Source organism: Bifidobacterium jacchi (assembly GCF_009078285.1).
In the GTDB taxonomy this organism is placed as follows: domain Bacteria; phylum Actinomycetota; class Actinomycetes; order Actinomycetales; family Bifidobacteriaceae; genus Bifidobacterium; species Bifidobacterium jacchi.
The window spans coordinates 30,919-54,201 of sequence record NZ_RQSP01000017.1 but is presented as its reverse complement, the minus strand read 5'-3'; the positions used below and the strand labels follow the sequence as shown (position 1 = coordinate 54,201).

The following is a 23,283-nucleotide window of genomic DNA, read 5'->3' as shown; positions in this document are numbered from 1 at the left end:
CGACCACGGTGAACACGATCAACACGTTCACGATGACGATCACCCGGCATCGCACCGCCACCACCGGCACGCCCAGCGACATCGCCAAGGCGATCATGACCGTGCTGGAGAGGCATTCGGCGATGAGCATCAAGGAGATCATCCGCGAACTGCAGATGACGCCGCTTGCCGCCACATCCGGCATGCGCGAGCTGATTCGCGAAGGACGGGTCGCCTTGGTGAGATTCCAGGACGACCCGATCCAACGCTACCGGCTGAAGGGCAACTAGGGAAAGCCGCATCGCCCCTCGCCGTCATTCGGCAAGCTGCGTGACGGCTTGCGACACCGCACTTGGCCGCGAGCGCCGAATCCGCCCGACCGCCAGTCCTATGCAAAGGAACGCCGCGGCGAACAATGCGACCAGGCCGACCGAGCCGGCCCATCCGGCCACGCTCACGCCATCATGCGCGGCGGTTCCTATGCCAAGCGCCTGATCGACTGCCGTGCAATACCACCAGCCGGGGAGCATCCTGCCGATGACGGTCATGAATCCCGGCATCATATCGACTGGAAGCCACATACCTGACGTGAACATGATGAGCAATCCGAACAGGTTGGCGAATCCATTGGCCATCGTGTCGCTTGAGCTGCATTCGCCGAGCAGGAATCCGCAGGCCACCGTCATCAGCGCGTAGACGAACGCGGCGATGACGGTCATGGCGATCCCCGATGGCGGCAGCGCGGCGACATCGGCTCCCGCCACCAGCATCAGTCCCAGCGTCGCCAGAAGATATCCGACCGTCACGATCAGCGCGAACACGCCGATGGTGGCCAGACGCTGGATGCCCATCAGGCTGAATCGTTGCGGCGAGGCGGCGAGTCGCCGTCTGGTCTCGCCGGCATTGAACACGCTGAGCACGAGGGCCGTGCATACCGTCATCGCCAGGAACAGCGGATAGAGCGCGGTCTTCATCGTGCTGCCGAAGCCGCTCACCGCCGTATCCGCGTCGGTTGACGCGTTGGCAGCGGCAGCGGAGCTTCCGGCGGCGGCCTGCGTTGATGCCTGATCGGAGCGATCCACCGCGATCGCATGATTCGCGTTCCCGTCGGCCGCAATCGCACGAACCCGCTTCGCCGCATCCGCCAGATCATCCAGGGTGAGATTGTCCAGGCGTCCATTCGGCAGCATGTCCAACGTGCTCTGATCCGGCGTGGTTCCCGTCTGCGTCTGTGTACCGGTGCCTTTCTGCGCAGCATCCGTCGGCGCAATGCCATCCGGGGCAGCGGCAGTCGTATCCGCATCCCCGTACTTGGCCGCCCAGTCGCCGTCGGTCACCGCCACATTGCCGCCGATCAGTGCCGTGCGAGTCATGCCAAGGAATCCGCTGACATCCATCGATGCCATCGCGCCGACACCGGACGTGTAGCTGGTCACGGTCTCAACGGTCGGCGCACCGTCATGCGATGCATCCGAACCAGCCGAATCCGCACCGCCCGCTGCCGAATCAGCCGAATCCGCACCAGCCGAGGAAGCGGATGCGATCAGCCCTTCGGCATACCCATCGGGAATGATGACGATGAGATCCACCCAATTCGACGCCACCGCCTGCTGCAGCGTGCGCGGATCGTCTTGCAGATCGACCAGATCACTGCTGTCGGCCAGATATTCGCGCATTTCCTGGGCGATGCGCCCACGGTTAGCATCCCGGTCGATGACCGCCACCGTAGGCCTGCCGGGCGCATAGGTGTCGCTGCCGCCCTCATCGCGCGAGCCGAACAGCTGGGCACCGCTGATGGAGAACATCATGATGCCGATGAGCACCAGATAGATGAAAATGTAGAGTCGATGCGCAAGCAGCACACGCAACGTGGCCTTACAGGTGTTCATAGCGTTCCTCCTTGAGCATGACGACCGCGGCGATCAGGAATACGGCGCTCATGGCGAGCAGCCGGGCACAGGTGGCGACGAACGGACCATAGCCGTCGTAGTAGAGAATGTCGTAGAACAGGTCGGTCACCTGCTGCGCGGGGTTGATGAGACCGAATGCGGGCGCATTGCGGGCGATCCAGTCGCTCAGCGACATCGCGAATCCTCCATACAGACCGGTGAACAGCGACAGCGCGCAGGGAATCGCGCTGGTCAGACCCGTCTTGACACTGTGCGACAGCTTCGGGATCGCGCCGATCATCGTGCCGAACGCGCAGGCCATGAACGAGGCGAGCAGCACCGCGAGCGCGGCGGCCGGCTCACGCCCGCCAAGCGCAATGCCGCACACGTAGCGAATGTAGGCGAGCGCGATCAGAAGACTCAGCCCGGAGCACAGCCAGCTGGCGAGGAATCCGGCGATCAGCTGCGCGGAACGGCTCAGGGGGGCGACCGTGCGGCGAATGCCCAATGCGGACAGGTTCGCCTGAGCGGTGGTGACTGCGGAGATGGCGTATCCCATGGCCGTCAGGCACGACATGCCGAGCAGCGCATAGTAGTATCGCGCCATCGCGTCCGGTTTGAAGTTCGTGAGCGTGGTTTCGCGGGTCATGCCGGTGATGTCGTTGAGCGACGTCCAGAATGAGCGGCTCGCCGCAGCCTGGGGATTGGTGTCGAGAAGCTGCCTGGTGAGGGTGTCGGTGCGGTTGTAGAGGTCGATCGCCTCGCCCAGCGCGGCGATGGTGATGTGCGTGTTCGACGCGCTTTCCGACGCGTTCGTCGAGCCGTTTGCGATCGCGGCGGATACCGTCAGGACGATGCGACCCGACCCGTCGACGCTCAGGTATCCGTCCGTTGTCGCTCCGGCGATCGTTTGGCGCGCCTGATCGAGAGAGGTGACCGCGGTGGCGTCCACCAGCCGCATGTCGGTGCCGGATGACTCGGTGCCGGCCGACTCGGTGCCGGCCGCCTCGCTGTCTGCTGCCTTGGTGCCGGCTGACTGATCGGAACCGGCAGCATCAGAACCGGCCGCACTGGAACCGGTCGCACCAAGGCCGGCACCATTCGACGTGGTCGTGCCGGACAATGCGTTGACGAACGTCTGTGCCCCGACGGCCCGTTTCCAGTTCGCGTCCTGAACCACCGCCAACGGGACCGCTTTGATCTCATAGCCCGAGGCGAGGTCGCCGAACATGCCGTTCAACAGCGTCGCCACTGCGAGGGGGAAGACGATGACCCAGAACAGTGCGGGCTTGTTGCGCAGGTTCGTCTTCAATGTCATGACGAATGTGGACCACATGGCTGTCTCCTTCCCCGCTAGTCCCGCAGCGCCTTGCCGGTCAGCTCAAGGAACACGTCGTTGAGGGTCGGCGGCTGGCTGGTCAGATGGCCGACGCTGGCACCGGCGGCACGCAGCACGCCGAGCAGATCGACCAGATTGTGCTCTCCCCGACCGCACCGCACGTCGAGCTGAGTGCCGTCATAGTTCGCTTCGATGACGAAGCCGAGCGCGCGCACCGCCGCAAGGGTATCGTCGGTCAGATCAAGCGTTTCGATGGTGATGCGCTCTCCGGTGCCGATCATCGCCTTGAGCTCGTCGGCGGTGCCGAGCGCCAGATGCCTGCCGTGATCCATGATGAGGATGCGGTCGCAGATCCGCTCGACCTCCTCCATGTAGTGGCTGGTGTAGATCACCGTCGCACCCGCCTTGTTCAGGCGCACGATGCCCTCGAGAATGGCATTGCGGCTTTGCGGGTCCACGGCCACGGTCGGCTCGTCGAAGAAGATGAGGTCGGGTTTGTGGGCGATGCCGCACGCGATGTTGAGCCGCCGAAGCAGACCGCCGGAGAGCTTGCCGGGGCGGAACCTGCGAAAGTCCTGCAGCCCGGCGAATTCGATAGCCTCCTCCACCAACGGTGCGCGCTCGGCCTTCTTCGGCACGTACAGCGAGCAGAAGTAGTCGATGTTCTCGGTCACGGTCAGTTCGTTGAGCACGGCGACGTTCTGCGGCACGATGCCGATGCGGCGCTTGAGAGCGTAGCTGGTGGGCGTCATCGGCTGGCCGAATACCCGGATGGTTCCCGAATCGTAGGCGAGCAACGCAAGAATGCAGTTGATCGCAGTGGTCTTGCCGGAGCCGTTGGGGCCGAGCAGACCGAAGATCTCGCCCTGGTGCACGTCGAGATCGAACTGGTCGAGCGCCACCATGTCGCCATAGCGTTTGACGAGTTTCGTGACGCTGACCGCCGAGATGCCGGTCTCCTCCGACGCGGCTGGGTTGCCGACGCCGCCATTGACGCCGGTGTTGGCGCCGGCGTTGGCGCCGCCGCCGACGCCGCTGTTGCTGTCTGTTTCCGTGGTCATGTCCGATTCCTCTCTGCCTCGGATTGCGGTGCGGATGCCTGTGGTTGAGGCTGATTCCATTGTCCGCTCGACGGCCCGGTTCGCGCCACCGCCATTTGTCACGCGGCGCGGACGACGCGATGACAAATGTCATTGGTCGTCTCCACGAGGTGCATCTTGGCAATCAACTATCATGGTGTGCATGCGCGCATTGGGAAATAAGGCGCTGTTGCTGGCGTTGGGTGTGATCATGGTGCCGTTCGGCGTGACGACTGGCACGTCGGCTGGCGCGCTGATCGTCGATCCCCGCGCCGACGTGCCGATCATGCTGATCGGTCTGCTGATCGCCGTCTCCTGCTCCTCGCTGGGTGAATGGCTGCTGCGCGGCACTCCGTCGTCGCCTTTGGCATGGCTGCCAAGCATGGTCTTCGTCGCGGCATGCCTGCCGATGACCTCATGGTGCGCGTTTCTTTCCGTTGCGGCCTACGACATGCCGCGTTGGAGTATTACCCAGCAGGCGGGCAACGACTTCATGACGCGTGTCACCCGACATGCGCAGCATGCACTGTGGCCGCCGCGTCTGCTGTGGCTGCTGCCTGTGCTACGCATGATGATCGAGAACCGTCCCGATCGAGGCATGGTGCTGACCGCGGTCGTGACGCTGGTCGGATTCGTCTGGGGTGTCGCGGATCGTGAGATCACGGCCACGCGCCGTTTGATGCGTCGTGCGCAGGATGCCATTCGCGACATGACCCGCGCATCGCGCAGAAGGGTCGCCGATCTGGAAGAGGAGCGCTCCCGTTCGGTGCGCATGGCAACGCTCAACGAACGCACGCGCATCGCCCGTGAGATTCATGACAACGTCGGTCATCTGCTTACGCGTGCGATCATGCAGGCGCAGGCCGGTCGGGTCGTCGCCGATGCGACCGGTGACGACAGTGCCGCCCAAGGATTCGCCGCGCTTGCCGAAACGCTGGACGGGGCGATGACGATGGTGCGCCGGTCGGTGCATGATCTTGAGGACGACGGCACGGATTTTTCCGCGCAGGTCAACGATGCCGTCTGCGCATACGCCGAGTCGTCTTCGTCGCTGACCGTGCGTCTGGCGAACGACATCGATCATGTGCCGGCACCGGTCGCACGCTGCCTATCGACGGTGATACGCGAGTCGCTGGCGAACGTGTCGCATCACAGCATGGCCCGTGAGGCATCCGTCACGCTTCGCGATTTGCCGGCATTATGGCAGTTGGTCGTTCAGGACCCGGGACCGGCGAAGCCCGACATCCCCACTGATGGCACGCCTTCGCACGGCATGGGACTCGCCGATATCGAGGCCCGTGTCAGATCCGTCGGCGGCATCTCGTCCTGCGGTCCGTATCAGGATGGCTGGCGGGTGTTCGTCTCCGTGCCGAAATCACGATGGCCCGAACATGTTCACGGCGCATCGAATAGCTCAGAAAACACCTCAGAGAATATCTCACAGAATATCTCAAGGAAAGGTGGACGCGCATGACAACCGCCGACATGACCATCGCCATTGCGGATGACGATCCGATCGTATGCCAGTCGCTGGCGACCATTATGACCGCCACTCACGCCGCCGACGTACTGTGGACCGCCGGCAACGGCGCGACGGCGACGACGCGTTATTTCGACAGTCCGACAAGCCGTCCCGACGTTCTGCTCATCGACATTCAGATGCCCGGAAGCGACGGTCTTGCCGCCGCCCGCGCGATACTCGCACGCGATCCGGCCGCGCGAATCCTGTTCCTCACCACGTTCGCCGATCGCGCATACATCGAACAGGCGATCGCGTTGGGGGCACGCGGCTATCTCATCAAGCAGGATGTCGCCTCGGTGGCGCCGGCGTTGCATGCGGTGATGGCCGGACAGATCGTCCTCGGCGCCGACGTGCTCGGCAAGATCACCGGACCGACGGCACCGACCGGCGCGCCTGGACTCCCCCATGATCCGGTTACGTCCACGCCGGATGCGGCAACGGATGCCGATCGGATGGCATTGGATGCGCTTGACGAGCGTAGTCGCATGATCGCCGCGCTGGTCGCCGAGGGTCTCGACAACCGCGACATCGCCGCCAGACTGTACCTGAGCGAAGGGACGGTACGCAACCGCATCAGCGCCATGCTGGACAGACTGGGACTGACCAACCGCACCCAGCTTGCGATCCTGTGGATCAACACGTATCGCTGACCAGCTTCGTATCGCTGGCTGCCGCCGTGTCGCTGGCGGCTGCCGTATCGCCGCCATTCCGCCGCCATTCCTCCGCCATCGAGCAGGCGTGCAGGCGTGCAGGGCAGCGTATCGATCAGCGCTGCGATCAGTTGTTCTTCATGACGATGCCGTCCACCACGTCGGCGACATGCTCGCAGGCGTCCGCACAACGTTCCAGATGCGTGTACACCTCATGCCAGGCGAACACCTGCATCGGATCGACACAGGTGGTGTGCAGTGTGCGCATCGCCCCGATGTACGCTCGGTCAATGTCCTGTTCGATGCGGTTGATCGCGAACACGCGCTGTCTGATCGACTTGGATCGGCGGAATTTCGGCAATTCGTCGAACAGGGCTACCATCTGTTCGCATGCCGTGACGATCATACCGGCCATGTCCAGCGCATCCTGACGCATGGCGGTGACGTTGTCGTAGTACATGCGGTGAAGCACGCCTTCGATGCCGTCGGTCACATCGTCAAGCGTCTGACTGAGCCGACCGATGTCCTCGCGATCGAACGGCGTGATGAACGCGGTCACCAGTTCGTCCATCATGCCGTGACGGATATCGTCGGCCTCCTGTTCGATGCGATGCATGTCTTTCATGCGTTCCTCAAGCCGGGTCGGCTCGAAGTCGTTCATGACATCGATCAGCAGCACCGAGGCACGATGTGCGCACCGTGCGCTGGACTTGAATCCGTCGAAATAGAACGCATCGTTTTTTCTGGACATCTATGGTGGTTCCTTTCCGCTTGTCCTGATGATGGTGTCGACTATGGCACCGATGCTGCGATTGTCGATGCATCGGCGCAGCGATGTCGTCTTCCCTGTGCATCTCTAGTGTCCTCCGCCAGAAGATCGTTGATCATATCTCTGGCTCCCCTTGTCAGGGGAGCTGGCTCGCGAAGCGGGACTGAGGGGTAGTGAATTCGTCAAAGAACTTCTGACGGAGGACACTAGAACATGATCATGAACAGTCGGGCCATGGCGTAGCTGATGATGCCGCAGCCGGGGAATGTGAACACCCAGGTGAGCATCATGTCCCGCACGACGCCGAAATTGATGGCCGAAAGCCTGCGTACCGCGCCGACACCCATGATCGCGCTCGTCTTGGTGTGCGTCGTGGATACGGGGATGCCCAGCACCGTCATCACCAGCAGGCACAACGCACTCGACAGATCGGCGCTGAATCCCTGATACTTCTCCAATCGCACCATGTCCATGCCGACCGATTTGATGATTCGCTCGCCGCCAACCGACGTGCCGACGCCCATGATCACGCTGCACATGACCATCAGCCAAACCGGGATGACGACACCGGCGACCCCGGACTGCCCATTGGCGAACGCCATGCCGAGGAACAGCACGCCGATGAACTTCTGCCCATCCTGAGCGCCATGCATGAAACTCATCGCCGCGGCACCGGCGATCTGCGCGTAGGTGAAGAAACCGTTGGTGCGTCTGCGGTCAAGCCTCGCGCACACCAGTGTAACGGCCTTGCACACCAGCCATCCCATGCCGAACCCGATGAGAAGGCTCGCCGCAAGTCCATACAGCACCTTGACCCATTCACCCATGTTGATGCCTTCGACGCTGCCGTGAATCGCTATGGCGGCACCGGAGAGTCCGGCGATCAGACTGTGGCTTTCCGATGTGGGGATGCCGAGCAGCGATGCGCCGACGCTGTAGACGACGATGGAGAACAACGCGGCGCACAATGCGATAAGCGCCTCATTCGCATTGCCGCCGAAGTCCACCATGGTGCTGATCGTCGAAGCGACCGATGCGTTGATCCTAGTCATCACCAGCACACCGAGAAAATTGAGCACGGCGGCCATGATGACGGCGGATCTGACTCGCATGCAACGCGTCGTCACACAGGTGGCAATGGCATTCGGCGCATCGGTCCATCCATTGACGAAGATCACGCCAAGCGTCAACAACGTAGTTATCGCCAACGCGGGATTCGAGGTCATCTGCTGGAGGAAGTAGTCGAATGAGACATCCACTAGGAAATTACCACCTTCTTCGTCGAGGGTCGACACAGGGACAACGCTGATTGTAGCGGAACCAGACTACGTAGTCATCGCCATCGTCGGTCGTGTCGCGATATCGTCCACCAGATGCCATCAAGCACCATCTGACACCTAGTGGTCCATCTCGTAATTGCCTGCGTGGTGTTGGCATCCTTTGATGACGTTGCCGTGAAGCAAACAGCGGAGCTGTTTGTAGGCAACGTCGCTCGACGACAGTCGAGCCAGCAAACCGCGCGCGCAGCGCGTCCATGATTGCGGGACCGTTGCCGTGCGCAATCGTCCATGCCGCTGACCGTGCCGCCGGTCCATGGTTGGCGATCAAAATTCGGGAAAAGAACGGCCATCTCCCGAATATTGTTCATTGGGATGGCGTCAGTGATCATTATTCGGGAATCAGGCCCATTGCTCCCGAATTGTGATCGCTGCCGGCCGCTCAGTGAACAAAATTGAGGGAGATCAGCCATCGATTCCCGAATTTCGTTCACTGGAGACCGCCCCAACAGGCACTCGCCGTGCCTTTCACATCCATCGTGTGCAGGGGATGCTCGGCCGCGTGGACTGTCCGCGGAGTGTGTGCATGCAACGGATACCGAATGGACTGCCTGTGGGCATCGTGTGCATGGAGCGTATGTCGTCGGAGGCATCGTGTGCATGGAACGGTTGTGTGGAGGCTCGAAACGCGCGCTTCATGTACGTCGTATGCACACGATCGCGCAGATGTACGTTGCATGCACACGATCAGCAGCGCCTTATGTACGTGCCATGCACACGATCGACGGCTCGACATGGCGGGAGGGCCCGTCGCACCCCCTGTTACGTACGTTGCATGCACACGATGATTGTTACAAGGTGCGGGTCGCGTGCGCTCCGGCCGCGTGCGGATACGCCCCATGCACACGATCGAAGACCAGACAAGGCTGGGAGGCCCATCGTCCCCCCCCCGTTATGTACGTGCCATGCACAGGACGCCAAAACAATATACGTCCCATGCACACGACGGGCTACGTACGGGGATCCTCGTCACGGACACAGGGAGCGGGTTCGGTCACAGGGAGCGGGTTCGGACACAGGGAGCGGGTTCGGTCACAGGGAGCGAGGCGCACCCCGTGACCGGGGGCTGAAATCGTTGAAATATCAAGGGTTTTGAGCAATGGTCACAGGGAGCGGGGCGCACCCTGTGACCACACCCGTCCGAGCCCACGCCTGCGCGCGCAGCCTGCCAGCTCGCCGGTCGGCTCACACAGCACCTGCAAACAGCACCGCTGTTTGCAGGTGCTGTCCCGACATGGGAGCCAACGATATAATCAACGAAATTCGAGTCTTTGCCAGTTTGTGTGGTGTGTGATTGGGCCGAGGTGTCTTCGCCGGGGCCGATTTCGGGAGCGACGGACTTGTTCCGAGATTATCTTGCGCTTGCGGGTTGCTCCGCGCAAGGTTCTCTCGGGATTAGCCCTGAGCTCAAGATTCTCTTGCGTAAATCCGCCTGTCAGCGCAAGATTCTCTCGAACTGAGGGTTTTCCGCGAGATTCTCTTGCGCAAATGGGTGCGCCAACGGGAGACGCATAAACGGGTGAACGGGAGAACTAGCGGGAACGCAAAAGAAGCCATACAGTAAGAACACACACAGGAAGAACGCCCATCTCGTATCCCACACAGGAAAAAGCCCGACGAAGATACCAAGGCTCAACCAAGGCTCAACCACACCCACACAAACAGGCGAAGACTCCGAAATTCTGATGCAGGACACTAACCTGACAAGAAACAGGCTCGGGAAAAGCAAAGGGTGGACTTCGGGACGAATCCCGAAGCCCACCCTTGTGAGCTGCTAGCCGAAGCTAGCGAGAGAACCTTGAGTCAGGCTCGCATCACTCGTTGTCGCCAGCGGTGGCGGCGGTGGCGGTGACAGCACCCTTCTCAGCGGTGTTCAGGCCGGAGTACACCCAGTCGGTGTAATCCGGGTGATCGTAGCCGTGGTCAACGGCGAACTGGAAGGCCTCATCACGGAACTTCTCGAGCTCGTCGATCTTGGCGGCGTACTTGTCGGCATCGATCATGCGCAGAGCCTCAGCGGTCAGCTCGTAGCGATCGAGCTCGTTGACGCGAACCATGTCGTACGGGGTGGTGGTGGAGCCCTCCTCCTCGTAGCCGTGGACGTTGAAGTTGTCGTGGTTCGGGCGATCGTAGATCAGGCCGCGCACGTCGTGAGCGTAGGAGTGGTACGCGAACAGCACCGGCTTGTCGGCGGTGAAGATGTCAGCGAACTCCTCGTCGGTCAGGGCCTCGTCGTTCTCCTTGGCGGACTGCAGAGCGAGCAGATCCACCACGTTGACGACCTTGAACTTGATGCCGAGTTCCTTGAGCTTGTCGGAAGCGGCCATGATCTCCTGGGTCGGGACATCGCCGGCGGCGGCAAGCACGATCTCAGCCTCGTCGTTGGACTTCGCGGTGGAAGCCCAATCCCAAGCGGCAGCACCCTTCTCGAGTTCGGCGCGAGCCTCATCGAGGGACAGCCACGTGGCGGCCGGCTGCTTGCCGGCGATGATGGCGTTGATCTTGTTGGTGGACTTGTAGCACTTCTCGGCGATGGCCAGCAGCATGTTCGCATCGGTGGCGAAGTAGATGCCGATGACGTGGTCGTTGTGGAAGCACTTGTTCAGCAGCAGGGAGGTGACACCCGGATCCTGATGCGAGAAGCCGTTGTGATCCTGACGCCACACGTGCGAGGAGACGAGCAGGTTCATCGAGGCGATCGGCTTGCGCCACGGGATCTCGCGGACGGTAGCCTCAAGCCACTTGGCGTGCTGGTTGAGCATGGAGTCGATCACGTGGACGAAGGACTCGTAGGAGCTCCAGATGCCGTGACGACCGGTCAGCAGGTAGCCCTCGAGGAAGCCTTCCATCTGGTGCTCAGACAGCTGCTCGACGACCTGGCCGGAGACGTGCATGTGCTCGTCGACCTCGTCGGAGATGTAGCCGGCATCCCACTGCTTGTTGGTGACCTCGTAGGAAGCCTGCAGACGGTTGGAAGCGGTCTCATCCGGTCCGAAGATGCGGAAGTCGTGCGGGTTGTTCTTGATGATGTCGCGGGTGTAGACGCCGAGACGACGGGTGGCCTCGAGCTGGCCCCAGCCGTGGCCGTACTTCTCGACTTCCTTGACGGCGTAGTCCTCGATGTTCGGGAGCTTGAGGTCGTCGCGGATCACACCACCGTTGGCGTTCGGGTTGGCACCGATACGCAGCTCGCCCTTCGGCATGAAGGCCAGGACATCGTCCTTGACGGCGCCGTTCTCGTCGAACAGCTCCTCCGGCTTGTAGGACTCGAGCCAGTTCTTGAGAACCTCGAAGTGAGCCTCGGTATCGCGGGCGGAAGCCAGCGGCACCTGGTGAGAACGCCAGGAGCCTTCGGTCTTCTTGCCATCGATGTACTTCGGGCAGGTCCAACCCTTCGGGGTGCGGAAGATCAGCATCGGGTAGAACGGACGGTGCACGTTGTCGGTCTGGGCGGTCGCCTTGATGTCGCAGATCTCGTCCCAGATGGACTCCCACAGCTCGGCGAAGCGGCGGTGGATGGACATGTGGTCCTCATCGTCGAAGCCGGCGACGAACTCGTACGGCTCGTAGCCCATGCCGTGGAAGAACTCGTGCAGCTCTTCGTCGGAAATACGGGACAGAATGGTCGGGTTGGCGATCTTGTAGCCGTTGAGGTGCAGGATCGGCAGCACGATGCCGTCGGTGCGCGGGTTCACAAGCTTGTTGGACTGCCAGCCGGTGGCCAGCGGGCCGGTCTCGGCCTCACCGTCGCCGACGATGGCCGGGACGAACAGGCTCGGGTTGTCCATGATGGCGCCGTAGGCGTGGGACAGAGCGTAGCCCAGCTCGCCACCCTCGTGGATGGAGCCCGGGGTCTCCGGAGCGAAGTGGGAAGGAATGCCGCCCGGGTAGGAGAACTGGCGGAAGAACTTCTGCAGACCTGCCTCGTCCTTGGTGATCTTCGGGAAGGTCTCGGTGTAGGTGCCGTCCAGGTAGGACTGCGAGGTGCCGGCGGGGCCGCCGTGGCCCGGGCCCATGATGATCACGGTGTTCTGGCCGTGGTCGGCAATGAAGCGGTTGATGTGGCCGATCAGGAAGTTCAGGCCAGGAGTGGTGCCCCAGTGGCCGACCAGACGGTGCTTGACGTCTTCGCGGGTGAAGGGCTCCTTCATCAGCGGGTTGGAACGCAGATAGATCTGGCCGATGGACAGGTAGTTGGCAGCACGCCAGTACTTGTCAACGCCTTCAAGGGATTCCTCGGAAACCGGAGCGTTAAGCTTCTTCCAAGGGGTTCCAATAACAGGACTCGTCATGTGTACTCCTGTACTCCATGCACCGTTGGGTGCAATTGGTTATTATCTTCGGTCATGAGCCGACCGAGCCTTGCGGCTTTCACGGCCCGCTCAATCCCAATCGTCCCTCATGGTACGTGCTAGACGCGACTTATGGAAACTTTTGAGCATGTCTGTGCGCAAATGTTTGTTTAACGTAATGAATTATGTGTGAATCAGCGGTAACGCCAAAATGACAACAATCCGCGCAATCCCAAGGAAAACCGTATACGAACACCCTTCAGGGCACTCCCGGAATCGAACAAACGAACAAATCGCCGACCACCCAAACGGCGTGTTGGTTGTGCGAAAATGTTCGATTTTTCATGCTTCAGGCCGCCATGCGTCGGCATATCGAACAAACACCACTGTATAGGCCCCTCACTACGCCGCATCCGCCATTGTCTGCTTGAACGGCCACAATGTAAAGACACCGGAACAATCACCGAACCGAAAAGAGGAAACCACATGGCACAAGGACCAGTGCTCGTCGTCGACTTCGGCGCACAATACGCACAGCTCATCGCACGCCGCGTTCGCGAAGCCGGCGTATATTCCGAGCTCGTCCCCCACTCCATGCCCGCCGACGAAATCCTCGCCAAGGATCCCAAGGCGATTATCCTCTCCGGCGGCCCGGCCTCCGTCTTCGAGCCCGGCGCGCCCACCATCGACACCAAGGTGTTCAACGCATCCATCCCTGTGCTCGGCATCTGCTACGGCTTCCAGGTCATGGCCTACGAGCTCGGCGGCAAAGTGGACAAGGCCGCCCTCGGCGAATACGGCAAGACCAAGGCCGTCGTCGACGACGCCGAAGGCATCCTCGCCGACTCCCCTGCAGAACAGACCACATGGATGAGTCACGGGGTCGCCGTCGAACAGGCCCCCGAAGGCTTCACCGTGCTGGCGCACACCGAAGGCGCGCCAGTCGCCGCCATGGCCGACGAAACCCGCAAGCTCTACGGCGTGCAGTGGCATCCGGAAGTCAAACACTCCCCGCTCGGCCAGCAGCTCATCGAAAACTTCCTCCACCGCTGCGCAGGACTGCCCCGCGACTGGGACGCCTCCTCCATCATCGAAGACCAGGTGAAGAAGATCCGCGACAAGGTCGGCGACGCCGAAGTGATCTGCGGCCTGTCCGGCGGCGTGGACTCCGCCGTCGCCGCCGCCCTCGTGCACAAGGCCATCGGCGACCAGCTCACGTGCGTATTCGTCGATCACGGCCTGCTGCGCAAAGGCGAAGTCGAACAGGTCAAGCACGACTTCGTCGCCGCCACCGGCATCCGTCTGATCACCGTCGACGCAGCCGACGACTTCCTCACCGCGTTGAAGGGCGTCAGCGAACCGGAACGCAAGCGCAAGATCATCGGCGAAAAGTTCATCCGCACCTTCGAAAAAGCCCAGCGTCAGGTCCTCGAAGAAGCCGGCGCCCGCGGCAAGGAAGTCAAGTTCCTCGTCCAAGGCACCCTCTACCCCGACGTCGTCGAATCCGGCGGCGGCGACGGCGCGGCCAACATCAAATCCCACCACAACGTCGGCGGCCTACCCAAAGACCTCAAATTCCAGCTCATCGAGCCCCTGCGCACCCTCTTCAAGGACGAGGTGCGCGCCATCGGCACCGAACTCGGCCTGCCCGACGAAATCGTCTGGCGCCAGCCGTTCCCCGGCCCCGGCCTCGGCATCCGCATCATCGGCGAAATCACCAAGGAACGCCTCGACCTGCTGCGCGAAGCCGACGCCATCGCCCGCGAGGAACTCACCCGCGCCGGACTCGACCGCGACATCTGGCAGTGCCCCGTCGTCCTCCTCGCCGACGTCCACTCCGTCGGCGTCCAAGGCGACGAGCGCACCTATGGTTCCCCGATCGTTCTCCGCCCGGTGAGCTCCGAGGATGCCATGACCGCCGACTGGTCGCGCCTCCCCTACGACGTCCTCGCCACCATCTCCACGCGCATCACCAACGAATGCCGCCAGATCAACCGCGTCGTGCTCGACTGCACTAGCAAACCCCCCGCAACCATCGAATGGGAATGATGTGATGACGGAGCGTTAGCTGCGTTGCGGGAGACTCGACGTACCTGTTGCGCTGCGCGCAACCGTCGCAGCATAGCTGCTCCCTTCGCCTGGGGACAGTCCACCGGACTGTCCCCTATACGGCTCAGCGCCTTCCCTCGGTGCGCCTTGCTACCGCACGCGTCATCACATCATTCCGATACAAGGTATACAAGGTGATGGAGCGTCCTCGACGTTGCCCCTCGGTCGACGTACCTGTTGTGCTGCGCGCAACCGTCGCAGCATAGCTGCTCCCCTCGCCTGGGGACAGTCCACCGGACTGTCCCCTACACGGCTCAGTGCTGCGCGCAACCGTCGCAGCATAGCTGCATTCCACTGAATATGCGAAGGCGGGCCGGATCCTCGCACGGGTCCGGCCCGCCTTCGTGCACGCACGGAACGCGGCTTCCGGTATAATCTTGACGTTTACGATGCCGTGCGAAAGGATTGCCAGCCATGAAACAGGGATTCGACAACGACAAGTACATCAGGCTGCAGGCCGACAACATCAGAAAGCGCATCGCGCAGTTCGGCGGCAAGCTGTATCTGGAATTCGGCGGCAAACTGTTCGACGACTACCACGCCTCGCGCGTGCTGCCCGGCTTCCGGCCGGACACCAAATTCCGCATGCTCGACAGCATGAAGCAGGATGTCGAGATCGTCATCGCAGTCAACGCGAACCACATCGAAAAGGCGAAGACACGCGGCGATCTGGGCATCACCTACGACGAGGACGTGCTGCGGCTGATCGACATATTCCGTGCACGAGGCTTCCACGTGGGATCCGTCGTACTCACCCAGTACGCCGCACAACCCGCAGCCGACGCGTATCGCCACCGTCTCGCCCAGCTCGGCGTCACCTGCCGCCTGCACTACCCGATCCCAGGTTATCCGCACGACATCGAACGCATCGTGTCGGACGAAGGATACGGCCGCAACGACTACATCGAAACCAGCCGCCCGCTCGTCGTCGTCACCGCGCCAGGACCCGGCTCCGGCAAACTCGCCACCTGCCTGAGCCAGCTGTACCACGATCATCAGCGCGGCATCAAAGCCGGATACGCGAAATACGAAACGTTCCCGATCTGGAACCTGCCGCTGAGCCATCCGGTCAACATCGCCTACGAGGCGGCCACCGCCGATCTCGACGACGCGAACATCATCGACCCGTTCCATCTGGACACCTACGGCGAAACCACCGTCAACTACAACCGCGACGTCGAGGCGTTCCCCGTACTCAAGGCGATGATGGAGCGCATCATGGGCAAAAGCCCCTACGCAAGCCCCACCGACATGGGCGTGAACATGGCCGGCTACGCGATCAGCGACGACGAGGCGTGCCGCGAGGCCGCGAATCTGGAGATCGTACGCCGGTATTTCGCCGCGGCGGTGCAGTTCCGCCGCACCGGCAACGGCGAGGATCAGGTCGAACGGCTCCGTTCGATCATGAAACGCGCCGGAGTCGACGAGAACCTCTCGCCGGCGCGCAAGGCCGCCCTTGACAAGGAGGCGGCGACCGGAGCGCCCGCCGGCGCGATGGTACTGCCCGACGGACGCGTCGTCACCGGCAAGACCGGCGACCTGATGGGCGCGGCGAGCGCACTGCTGATGAACGCGCTCAAAGCCGTCACCGGCGTCGACATGGAGCTGCCGGTCATCGACGCGGCCGCCATCGAACCGATCTGCCGGCTCAAAACCGAGCATCTGCACGCCGCGAACCGGCGCCTGCACTCCGACGAGACGCTGATCGCCCTGTCGATCACCAGCTCCACCAGTCCCGTCGCCGCCCAGGTGATCGCCGGACTGGAACGACTGCACGCATGTGACGCGTTCTTCTCGGTGATCATCTCGCCGACCGATGAGGCCCTGTACCGCAAACTCGGCATCAACGTATGCTGCGAACCGAAATACGAGCGCACAAGCCTGTATCACAAGTAGCGCCGTGGCGCGAGCCGCCTGCATCGCGCGACCGCATCGCGCGGCGCGCCCATGTCGTTCGCGTCCGGAAACCAGCGATCAGCGGCTCCCGGACGCGTATTAGAATGGACCTCATGTGTGTGCAAAGTGGTCACACGGCAGCCTGTCCCCAAGCAAGGAGTTCACTGTGGCAGTTACCAACATCTACATCGCCAGCCCGGAAGGAGCCAACGGCCGCAACGTCGTCGCATACGGCGTGCTCAAGGCGTTGACCACCAAATACAAGACCGCGGTGTTCCGTCCTGCCGTCTCCAACCACGATCATTTCACCCCGATTCTGCTCGGCGCGTCGAACGCCGGACTCGGCGTGGCGCTGTCCAGCGGACTCGACATCCACAAGGTGCGCCGCGACAAGGAGGCTTCGCGCGGTGACATCGTCGCCGCCTTCGACGATGCGATGAGCGTCTCGCGCGCCGACGCCGCGCTCATCGTCGGCACCGACAAGTCGCACGTTAACGATCCGACCGCCTACGAGTTCAACGCGAACATCGCCGCCGACCTGCAGGCCGGCGTGTTCCTCGCGATCTGCACGATCGACCGTTGGCCCGACGAGCTGCGCGAAACCGTGCAGCTGTCGATCGAAGGCATGGAGGCCGCCGGCAACAAGGTGCTCGGCATCTTCATCACCGGCTGCGATTCGCGTCATTCGGTGTTCGTCAAGAACACGCTTGCCGAATTCGGTCTGCCGGTGTGGACGATTCCGCAGACGCCGTTCACCGAGGCCGGTCAGGCCGACGCCGCACTGAAGGCGTTCCAGGACAACGTGCCCACCGAGGAGGTGCTCAAGGCGCTCGACGTGGACATTGATTTCCCCGTCACCTCATACTCGTTCCAGCACAGCCTGCTCGGCCGCGCGAAGATCAACAAGAAGACGATCGTGCTGCCCGAAGGCGAGGAGGATCGCATTCTCAAGGCAGCGGACTACCTGTTGGAACGCGAGGTCGTGAACCTCATCATCGTCGGCGACCGCGAGGCGATTCTCGCACGCGGCGCCGAACTCGGTCTCGATTCGCTGGGAAGGGCCCGCTTCCAGTCGATGGACGACGAGAACATCCTCAAGCCGATGATCGCCAAGCTGTGCGAGCTGCGCGCCAAGAAGGGCATGACCGAGGATCAGGCGCGCGAACAGCTCAAGGACGCCAGCTATTTCGGCACGATGCTCGTCGTGCTCGGCTACGCCGACGGACTGGTGTCCGGTTCGGTCAATTCGACCGCGAACACCGTGCGTCCGGCGCTTCAGGTCATCAAGACCAAGCCCGGCGCGTCGCTCGTGTCCGGCTCGTTCCTGATGTGTTTCAAGGATCATGTGGCCGTGTTCGCCGACTGCGCGATCAATCTCAACCCGAACGCCGAGCAGCTGGCCGACATCGCCATCCAGTCCGCAGAAACGGCGAGGGCGTTCGGCATCGATCCGAAGATCGGCATGCTCTCCTACTCCACGCTCGGATCCGGCAAAGGGCCGGATGTGGACGTCGTCGAGGAGGCGACCCGCATCGTGCGCGAAAAGGCACCGGAACTGCCGGTGGTCGGCTCCATCCAGTTCGACGCCGCGTGGTCGCCGACCGTGGCGGCCACCAAGGCCAAGGGCAACGAGGTCGCCGGCCATGTGAACGTGTTCGTGTTCCCCGACCTGTGCGCCGGCAACATCGGATACAAGGCCGTGCAGCGCTCTTCCGGGGCCCTCGCGATCGGACCGATCCTGCAGGGGCTCAACAAGCCGGTCAACGATCTTTCGCGAGGCGCGCTCGTGCAGGACATCATCAACACGATCGCCCTGACCGCCATCGAAGCGCAGTAGTTTGTAGCAAGCAGCGAGTAATCTGACTTGCGGTAACCCGTGTCAGCGGGAAACAGACAATTCACAATGGAGGATGCCCACAATGGCGAAAACCGTCCTTGTCATCAATTCCGGTTCCAGCTCGATCAAGTACCAGCTGGTGGATCTTGAGTCCGGCGAAGGCCTCGCCTCCGGTCTCGTCGAGAAGATCGGCGAGCCGATCGACGGCCACTACAAGCACGAGTACAACGGCGAGAAGCACGAGCTTGAAGAGCCGATCCACGATCATGAGCAGGGCTTGAAGCGCGTGCTCGGCTTCTTCAAGGAGTACGGCCCTGATCTGTCCGAGGCCGGCATCGTGGCCGTCGGCCACCGCGTGGTCCAGGGCGGCTCCATCTTCCCGAAGCCGGCTCTGGTCACCGACAAGACCATCAACCAGGTCAAGGATCTGGCCGTGCTCGCCCCGCTGCACAACGGCCCGGAGGCCAAGGGCGCCGAGGTCATGCGTGCGCTGCTGCCGGACGTGCCGCAGATCTTCGTGTTCGACTCCTCCTTCTTCTTCCAGCTGCCGAAGGCCGCAAGCACCTACGCGCTGAACAAGGAGATCGCCGAGCAGTACCACATCCGCCGTTACGGCGCCCACGGCACCTCCCACGAGTACATCTCCTCCGTGGTGCCCGAGGTCGTCGGCAAGCCGGCCGAAGGTTTGAAGCAGATCGTGCTGCACATCGGCAACGGCGCCTCCGCCTCCGCCGAGATCTCCGGCAAGCCGGTCGAGACCTCGATGGGTCTGACCCCGCTTGAGGGTCTGGTCATGGGCGGCCGTACCGGCGACATCGACCCGGCCGTGGTCTTCCACCTCATCCGCAACGCCCACATGAACGTGGACGAGCTGGATGCCCTGTTCAACAAGCGTTCCGGCATGATGGGCATGACCGGCTTCGGCGACCTGCGCGAGGTCCACCGTCTGGTGGCCGAGGGCAACGCGGACGCCAAGCTGGCCCTCGATGTCTACGTGCACCGCATCGTCAGCTACATCGGCAACTACACCTACCAGATGGGTGGCTGCGATGTGATCACCTTCACCGCCGGCGTCGGCGAGAACGACGACATCGTGCGCAAGATGGTGTGCGACAAGCTCGCCCCGTTCGGCGTCAAGCTCGACGAGGAGAAGAACGCCACCCGCTCCAAGCAGCCGCGCGTCATCTCCACCCCGGACTCCTCCGTGATCATCGCCGTGATCCCGACCAACGAGGAGCTGGCCATCGCCCGCAAGTCCGCCGCCATCGCGGAAGCCGGCGAGGACACCTACGGCAACACGTTCGCCAAGTGATGAACTGAGGCAACGCTCAGATACACGGTGGGGCTCTGCGATGATTCACAGGAATCGTTGCAGAGCCCCACTGCGTTATGCGACCGGCACCATACCGGCACCATATCGGTTATGCGATCAGCGCCATGTCACTGAGCCACCGCGTCGGCATCCGCCGATCAGTTCATGCCACCGTGTGAGCGTCCAGCCAGCATGTCGGTCCACATGCCAACGAAGTCGGGCAGGGTCTTGCGCGTGGTCGCCACGTTGACGATGCTCACACCCGACACACGCAATCCGATCATCGCGGCGAACGTGGCCATGCGATGATCGGCGTACGATTCCATCACCGCGCCGTGCAGCGCCTCCGGCTCGCCATTGCCGACCGGAGTGATCTCGATGCCGTCCGGCAATTCACGCGCCGCTCCCCCGACACGTTGGATTTCAGCGACCAATGCCGCCAACCTGTTCGTCTCATGGCCGCGCAGATGACCGATGCCGATCATGCGCGTCGGCGCGTCGGCGAATACCAGAATCGCAGCCAGCGACGGCGCGATCTCCCCCGCCGCGGTCAGATCGAAATCGCCAAGTCCGCGGATCCGGCCATTCGAGCTCACTTCGCAATAACGGATGCCACCCTGTTGCGGGAACGAGACAGCCGCCCCCATGCGTTCCAGATATCCGGGCAGCAGACCGCCCGGCTGCGTGGTTTCGACCGGCCAGTGCGGCACACGAACCGTGCCGCCGGCGATCAGCGCGGCCCCGAGGAACGGCGCGGCATTCGACAGATCAGGCTCCACCACCACGCGCGACGGCAGCTGCAGTGCACGCGGCGCGACCGTCCACCGGTGCCGCGTCTCATCCGCGAGCGCGCTGCCGCCGGCGCCGTTGACGTCGGCCACGGTCATGCGAATGTGCGGAAGACTCGGGGTCTTTGCGCCGACGTGCGTCAGTTCCAGCCCGCCCGGCAGTCGTGAGCCGATGAGCAGCAGGCCGGAGATGAACTGGGAGGATGCGGACGAATCGATGGTCACCTGGGCGGCGTCCGCGCTCGACTGCAAACCGGGCTGCAAAACAGGCTGCAAACCGGTTTTCGATGCGGAGTGTGGCGCAACGGCAGATAACGATGCGGCGGGCGGCGTGATGGTGAACGGCAGGAATCCCTCCTCGCCGTGGTAGGTGACGGCGGCACCCAGCTGCGTCAGCCCGTCAAGCACCGGCTTCATCGGCCGCGCATACGCTTGCCGATCACCGTCGAAGCGCACCGGCCCGTCGGCGAACAGGGCGAGTCCTGGCACGAATCGCATCACCGTGCCGGCCAGTCCGCAGAAGACATCCACGCCACCGTGGAAGCGGCCTCCCACTGGCGGAGTGACGGTGACCGTGGTGTCGACGTTCGGATCGACATCGCAGCGCACGCCGAGCGCGGCGAGCGCGTTCATCATCAGTTCGGTGTCGCGCGAACGCAGCAGTCCGATCAGGGTGACGGGCCGCGAGCCGAGCGCGGCGAGAATCAGATACCGGTTGGACAGTGATTTGCTGCCGGGAATGGTGACGGTCGCGTCAAGCGGTTCGCTCGCCGTCGGCGCGGGCCATGGATCGATGGGGGTCGTTGCTTCGCTCATAGTGCTCTATCGTATCGGTTTGTTCGCTGCGCGGCGGTCATGCGTCCGCTTTCGTGGATTTGTGGCGCTATGGTGGTAGATATGCGTGTCATCGAACGGTTTTGTCAGGGCAAGCGGGCTGATCAGTCGCTCAATGAGGATGGTCTGATCGTCACCGATGCGTATGCGGCGGTGGTCGATGGGGTGACGAGCAAGAGCGTTCGTCGGCTGTGGCGGCCGAGCGGCGGCGTGGTGGCGAAGGATCTGCTGTTGGATGCGATCGCCGCACTGCCGCAGGACGCGTCGATGCGCGAGGCGCAGTCGATGCTCGATTCCCGGCTGCATGAGCGGTATGTGCGATTCGAGTGTGCGGATTGCGCACATGACGACTTCGACCCGTGCAGGGTATTCGCCGCCGAGCCTTGGGAGCGTCTGCAGGCGAACGCGGTGATCTACAGCGATCATCGGCGCGAGGCATGGCTGTTCGGCGACTGTCAGATCATGGTGAATGGCGTGCAGACGCCGACGGTCAAACGTGTGGATGTGCTGCTTGGCGATCTGCGGTCGTTCGCCGCGCAGGCGCTGGCGCTTGGCGGCGATGCGGCTGATACCCGAGATACGGCTGATTCACCGGCTGCATCATCGGCGCCTGCGGCATCATCCGATCCGACGCGCGCCCTGATTGTGCCGTTCCTGAGATTGCAGACGCGGTTCGCGAATCGGCGGGGCGAGTATGGGTATTTCGTATTCGACGGCTTCACCGATCCCGACTATCCGATTCGCACGATCACTGTCAATCCCGGCGATGAGGTGGTGCTCGCCTCGGACGGCTATCCTCGCCTGCGTCCGACGCTTGCCGCTTCGGAACGGGAGTTGGCGAGGCTGCGCGACGCCGATCCGCAGCTCATCCACGAGTATCGGTCGACGAAGGGGTTCTCCGACGATCTTGCATCATTCGACGACCGCACCTATCTGCGGTTCATCGCATGACGATTCAACGCATGATGCCCGTCGATTGTATCCCATGAACGCGTAGCGCGGGCCTGAACGCACGACGCGGACCGTCACACGACCAAGGCCGTGCGGCGATCCGCGTCAACGATTGCGGCCGATTGTAGCCGGACTCAGGCCTCGAGCGTGTCCTTGATCGCGCCGACGAACGCATCCAGGTCGGCGGGCTTGCGGGAGGTGATCAGACGCCAGCCGTTCTCATCATCCACGGTCAGCTGTTCGTCGACATAGTGTCCGCCGGCGTTTTCGATGTCGGCGGCGATGTAGCGGCATGGCGAGAGGGTCTTGCCTTCGACGAGATCGGCGTTGACGAGCAGCCACGCGCCATGGCAGATCGCTGCGATCGGCTTGCCTTCGTGGGCGAACTCCTGCGCGAGGGTGATCGCATCCTCGTTCACACGCACGCGGTCGACGTTGCAGGTGCCTCCCGGCACGACGAGCAGATCGTAATCGGCGGCCTGCACGTCCGACATCTTCGCGTCCGGGGTGAGCGTTTCGCCCTCGTAACGGTCGTGCTCCACGGTTTCGCACGGGTCGAGCGTGGTCGCGGCGAGCGTGACATCGGCGCCTGCGGCCTTGAGGTCGCGCAGCGGACGGGTCAGTTCCGTCTCCTCGATGCCCCAGTTGTTCACGATGATCAGTACCTTGGCGTCCTTGACTGCCATGTCTCCTCCTAGTG

At 62.7% G+C, this 23,283-nt stretch carries 15 protein-coding genes and 1 pseudogene; 8 read left to right on the top strand and 8 right to left on the bottom strand.

The window, feature by feature from the left end; translation table 11 throughout:
- Positions 1-269 (top strand): annotated as a pseudogene (locus EHS19_RS06030) (ATP-binding protein); the annotation flags it as partial.
- 24 nt (positions 270-293) lie between these two features.
- Here EHS19_RS06030 and EHS19_RS06025 read toward each other — a convergent pair.
- From EHS19_RS06025 to EHS19_RS06015, 3 genes are read right to left on the bottom strand one after another with little or no spacing between them, the layout of a single operon-like run.
- Positions 294-1,868: an ABC transporter permease gene (locus tag EHS19_RS06025; RefSeq protein ID WP_151916879.1), complete on the bottom strand. Its 1,575-nt coding sequence runs from the start codon at positions 1,866-1,868 to the stop codon at positions 294-296.
- Complete coding sequence (locus EHS19_RS06020) at positions 1,855-3,204, bottom strand: ABC transporter permease (protein ID WP_151916878.1); 1,350 nt, start codon at positions 3,202-3,204, stop codon at positions 1,855-1,857. Before EHS19_RS06020 ends, EHS19_RS06025 begins: the two co-directional genes overlap by 14 nt.
- A gap of 17 nt (positions 3,205-3,221) precedes the next feature.
- Entirely contained in the window at positions 3,222-4,268 is a 1,047-nt protein-coding gene (locus EHS19_RS06015) for an ABC transporter ATP-binding protein (RefSeq protein WP_151916877.1), read from the bottom strand.
- A gap of 229 nt (positions 4,269-4,497) precedes the next feature.
- Here EHS19_RS06015 and EHS19_RS06010 point away from each other — a divergent pair, with 229 nt between their 5' ends.
- Positions 4,498-5,760, top strand: coding sequence for a sensor histidine kinase (locus tag EHS19_RS06010; RefSeq protein WP_421745344.1), 1,263 nt, complete (start codon positions 4,498-4,500; stop codon positions 5,758-5,760).
- 11 nt (positions 5,761-5,771) lie between these two features.
- The gene (locus EHS19_RS06005) at positions 5,772-6,458 is read left to right on the top strand and encodes a response regulator transcription factor (protein WP_151916886.1); all 687 of its coding nucleotides are present in this window, start codon (positions 5,772-5,774) and stop codon (positions 6,456-6,458) included.
- Positions 6,459-6,585: 127 nt separating this feature from the next.
- Here EHS19_RS06005 and EHS19_RS06000 read toward each other — a convergent pair whose 3' ends face one another.
- The 3 genes from EHS19_RS06000 to EHS19_RS05990 form a co-directional block, all read right to left on the bottom strand.
- The gene (locus EHS19_RS06000; RefSeq protein WP_151916875.1) at positions 6,586-7,209 is read right to left on the bottom strand and encodes a DUF47 domain-containing protein; all 624 of its coding nucleotides are present in this window, start codon (positions 7,207-7,209) and stop codon (positions 6,586-6,588) included.
- A 224-nt stretch (positions 7,210-7,433) separates the two neighbouring features.
- Complete coding sequence (locus EHS19_RS05995) at positions 7,434-8,486, bottom strand: inorganic phosphate transporter (RefSeq protein ID WP_151916874.1); 1,053 nt, start codon at positions 8,484-8,486, stop codon at positions 7,434-7,436.
- 1,892 nt (positions 8,487-10,378) lie between these two features.
- Entirely contained in the window at positions 10,379-12,856 is a 2,478-nt protein-coding gene (locus tag EHS19_RS05990; protein WP_151916873.1) for a phosphoketolase, read from the bottom strand.
- Between the two features lie 486 nt (positions 12,857-13,342).
- On the opposite strand from EHS19_RS05990, the gene guaA reads away from it, so the two are divergent.
- From guaA to EHS19_RS05970, 4 genes are all read left to right on the top strand, one after another.
- Complete coding sequence (gene guaA, locus EHS19_RS05985) at positions 13,343-14,905, top strand: glutamine-hydrolyzing GMP synthase (RefSeq protein WP_151916872.1); 1,563 nt, start codon at positions 13,343-13,345, stop codon at positions 14,903-14,905.
- Positions 14,906-15,379: 474 nt separating this feature from the next.
- Positions 15,380-16,861 (top strand): DUF1846 domain-containing protein, encoded by a 1,482-nt coding sequence (locus EHS19_RS05980; RefSeq protein WP_151916871.1) that lies wholly within the window; start codon positions 15,380-15,382, stop codon positions 16,859-16,861.
- 166 nt (positions 16,862-17,027) lie between these two features.
- Positions 17,028-18,698 (top strand): phosphate acetyltransferase, encoded by a 1,671-nt coding sequence (gene pta / locus EHS19_RS05975; protein ID WP_151916870.1) that lies wholly within the window; start codon positions 17,028-17,030, stop codon positions 18,696-18,698.
- 82 nt (positions 18,699-18,780) lie between these two features.
- On the top strand, positions 18,781-20,010 hold the full coding sequence (locus tag EHS19_RS05970; protein ID WP_151916869.1) for an acetate/propionate family kinase: 1,230 nt from the start codon (positions 18,781-18,783) through the stop codon (positions 20,008-20,010).
- A 158-nt stretch (positions 20,011-20,168) separates the two neighbouring features.
- Here the strand turns inward: EHS19_RS05970 and EHS19_RS05965 are convergent, their stop codons facing one another.
- Positions 20,169-21,614, bottom strand: coding sequence for a 3-phosphoshikimate 1-carboxyvinyltransferase (locus tag EHS19_RS05965; protein WP_151916868.1), 1,446 nt, complete (start codon positions 21,612-21,614; stop codon positions 20,169-20,171).
- Positions 21,615-21,695: 81 nt separating this feature from the next.
- On the opposite strand from EHS19_RS05965, the gene EHS19_RS05960 reads away from it, so the two are divergent.
- A complete protein-coding gene (locus tag EHS19_RS05960) occupies positions 21,696-22,583 on the top strand; it encodes a hypothetical protein (protein ID WP_175578345.1) in 888 nt (295 codons plus the stop codon).
- Between the two features lie 134 nt (positions 22,584-22,717).
- On the opposite strand, the gene EHS19_RS05955 is transcribed toward EHS19_RS05960, so the two are convergent.
- Entirely contained in the window at positions 22,718-23,269 is a 552-nt protein-coding gene (locus EHS19_RS05955) for a type 1 glutamine amidotransferase domain-containing protein (protein ID WP_151916867.1), read from the bottom strand.
- Between the last annotated feature and the right edge of the window lie 14 nt (positions 23,270-23,283).

What these genes read in the sequence shown, in the direction of transcription:
- EHS19_RS05960 (WP_175578345.1), top strand. Translation starts at nt 21,696, where the DNA reads ATGCGTGTCATCGAACGGTTTTGTCAGGGCAAGCGGGCTGATCAGTCG.
- EHS19_RS05970 (WP_151916869.1), top strand. Translation starts at nt 18,781, where the DNA reads ATGGCGAAAACCGTCCTTGTCATCAATTCCGGTTCCAGCTCGATCAAG.
- EHS19_RS06010 (WP_421745344.1), top strand. Translation starts at nt 4,498, where the DNA reads ATGGTGCCGTTCGGCGTGACGACTGGCACGTCGGCTGGCGCGCTGATC.
- EHS19_RS06015 (WP_151916877.1), bottom strand. Translation starts at nt 4,268, where the DNA reads ATGACCACGGAAACAGACAGCAACAGCGGCGTCGGCGGCGGCGCCAAC.
- EHS19_RS05955 (WP_151916867.1), bottom strand. Translation starts at nt 23,269, where the DNA reads ATGGCAGTCAAGGACGCCAAGGTACTGATCATCGTGAACAACTGGGGC.
- EHS19_RS05980 (WP_151916871.1), top strand. Translation starts at nt 15,380, where the DNA reads ATGAAACAGGGATTCGACAACGACAAGTACATCAGGCTGCAGGCCGAC.
- EHS19_RS05965 (WP_151916868.1), bottom strand. Translation starts at nt 21,614, where the DNA reads ATGAGCGAAGCAACGACCCCCATCGATCCATGGCCCGCGCCGACGGCG.
- EHS19_RS05990 (WP_151916873.1), bottom strand. Translation starts at nt 12,856, where the DNA reads ATGACGAGTCCTGTTATTGGAACCCCTTGGAAGAAGCTTAACGCTCCG.
- EHS19_RS06025 (WP_151916879.1), bottom strand. Translation starts at nt 1,868, where the DNA reads ATGAACACCTGTAAGGCCACGTTGCGTGTGCTGCTTGCGCATCGACTC.
- EHS19_RS06005 (WP_151916886.1), top strand. Translation starts at nt 5,772, where the DNA reads ATGACCATCGCCATTGCGGATGACGATCCGATCGTATGCCAGTCGCTG.
- guaA (WP_151916872.1), top strand. Translation starts at nt 13,343, where the DNA reads ATGGCACAAGGACCAGTGCTCGTCGTCGACTTCGGCGCACAATACGCA.
- EHS19_RS06000 (WP_151916875.1), bottom strand. Translation starts at nt 7,209, where the DNA reads ATGTCCAGAAAAAACGATGCGTTCTATTTCGACGGATTCAAGTCCAGC.
- EHS19_RS06020 (WP_151916878.1), bottom strand. Translation starts at nt 3,204, where the DNA reads ATGTGGTCCACATTCGTCATGACATTGAAGACGAACCTGCGCAACAAG.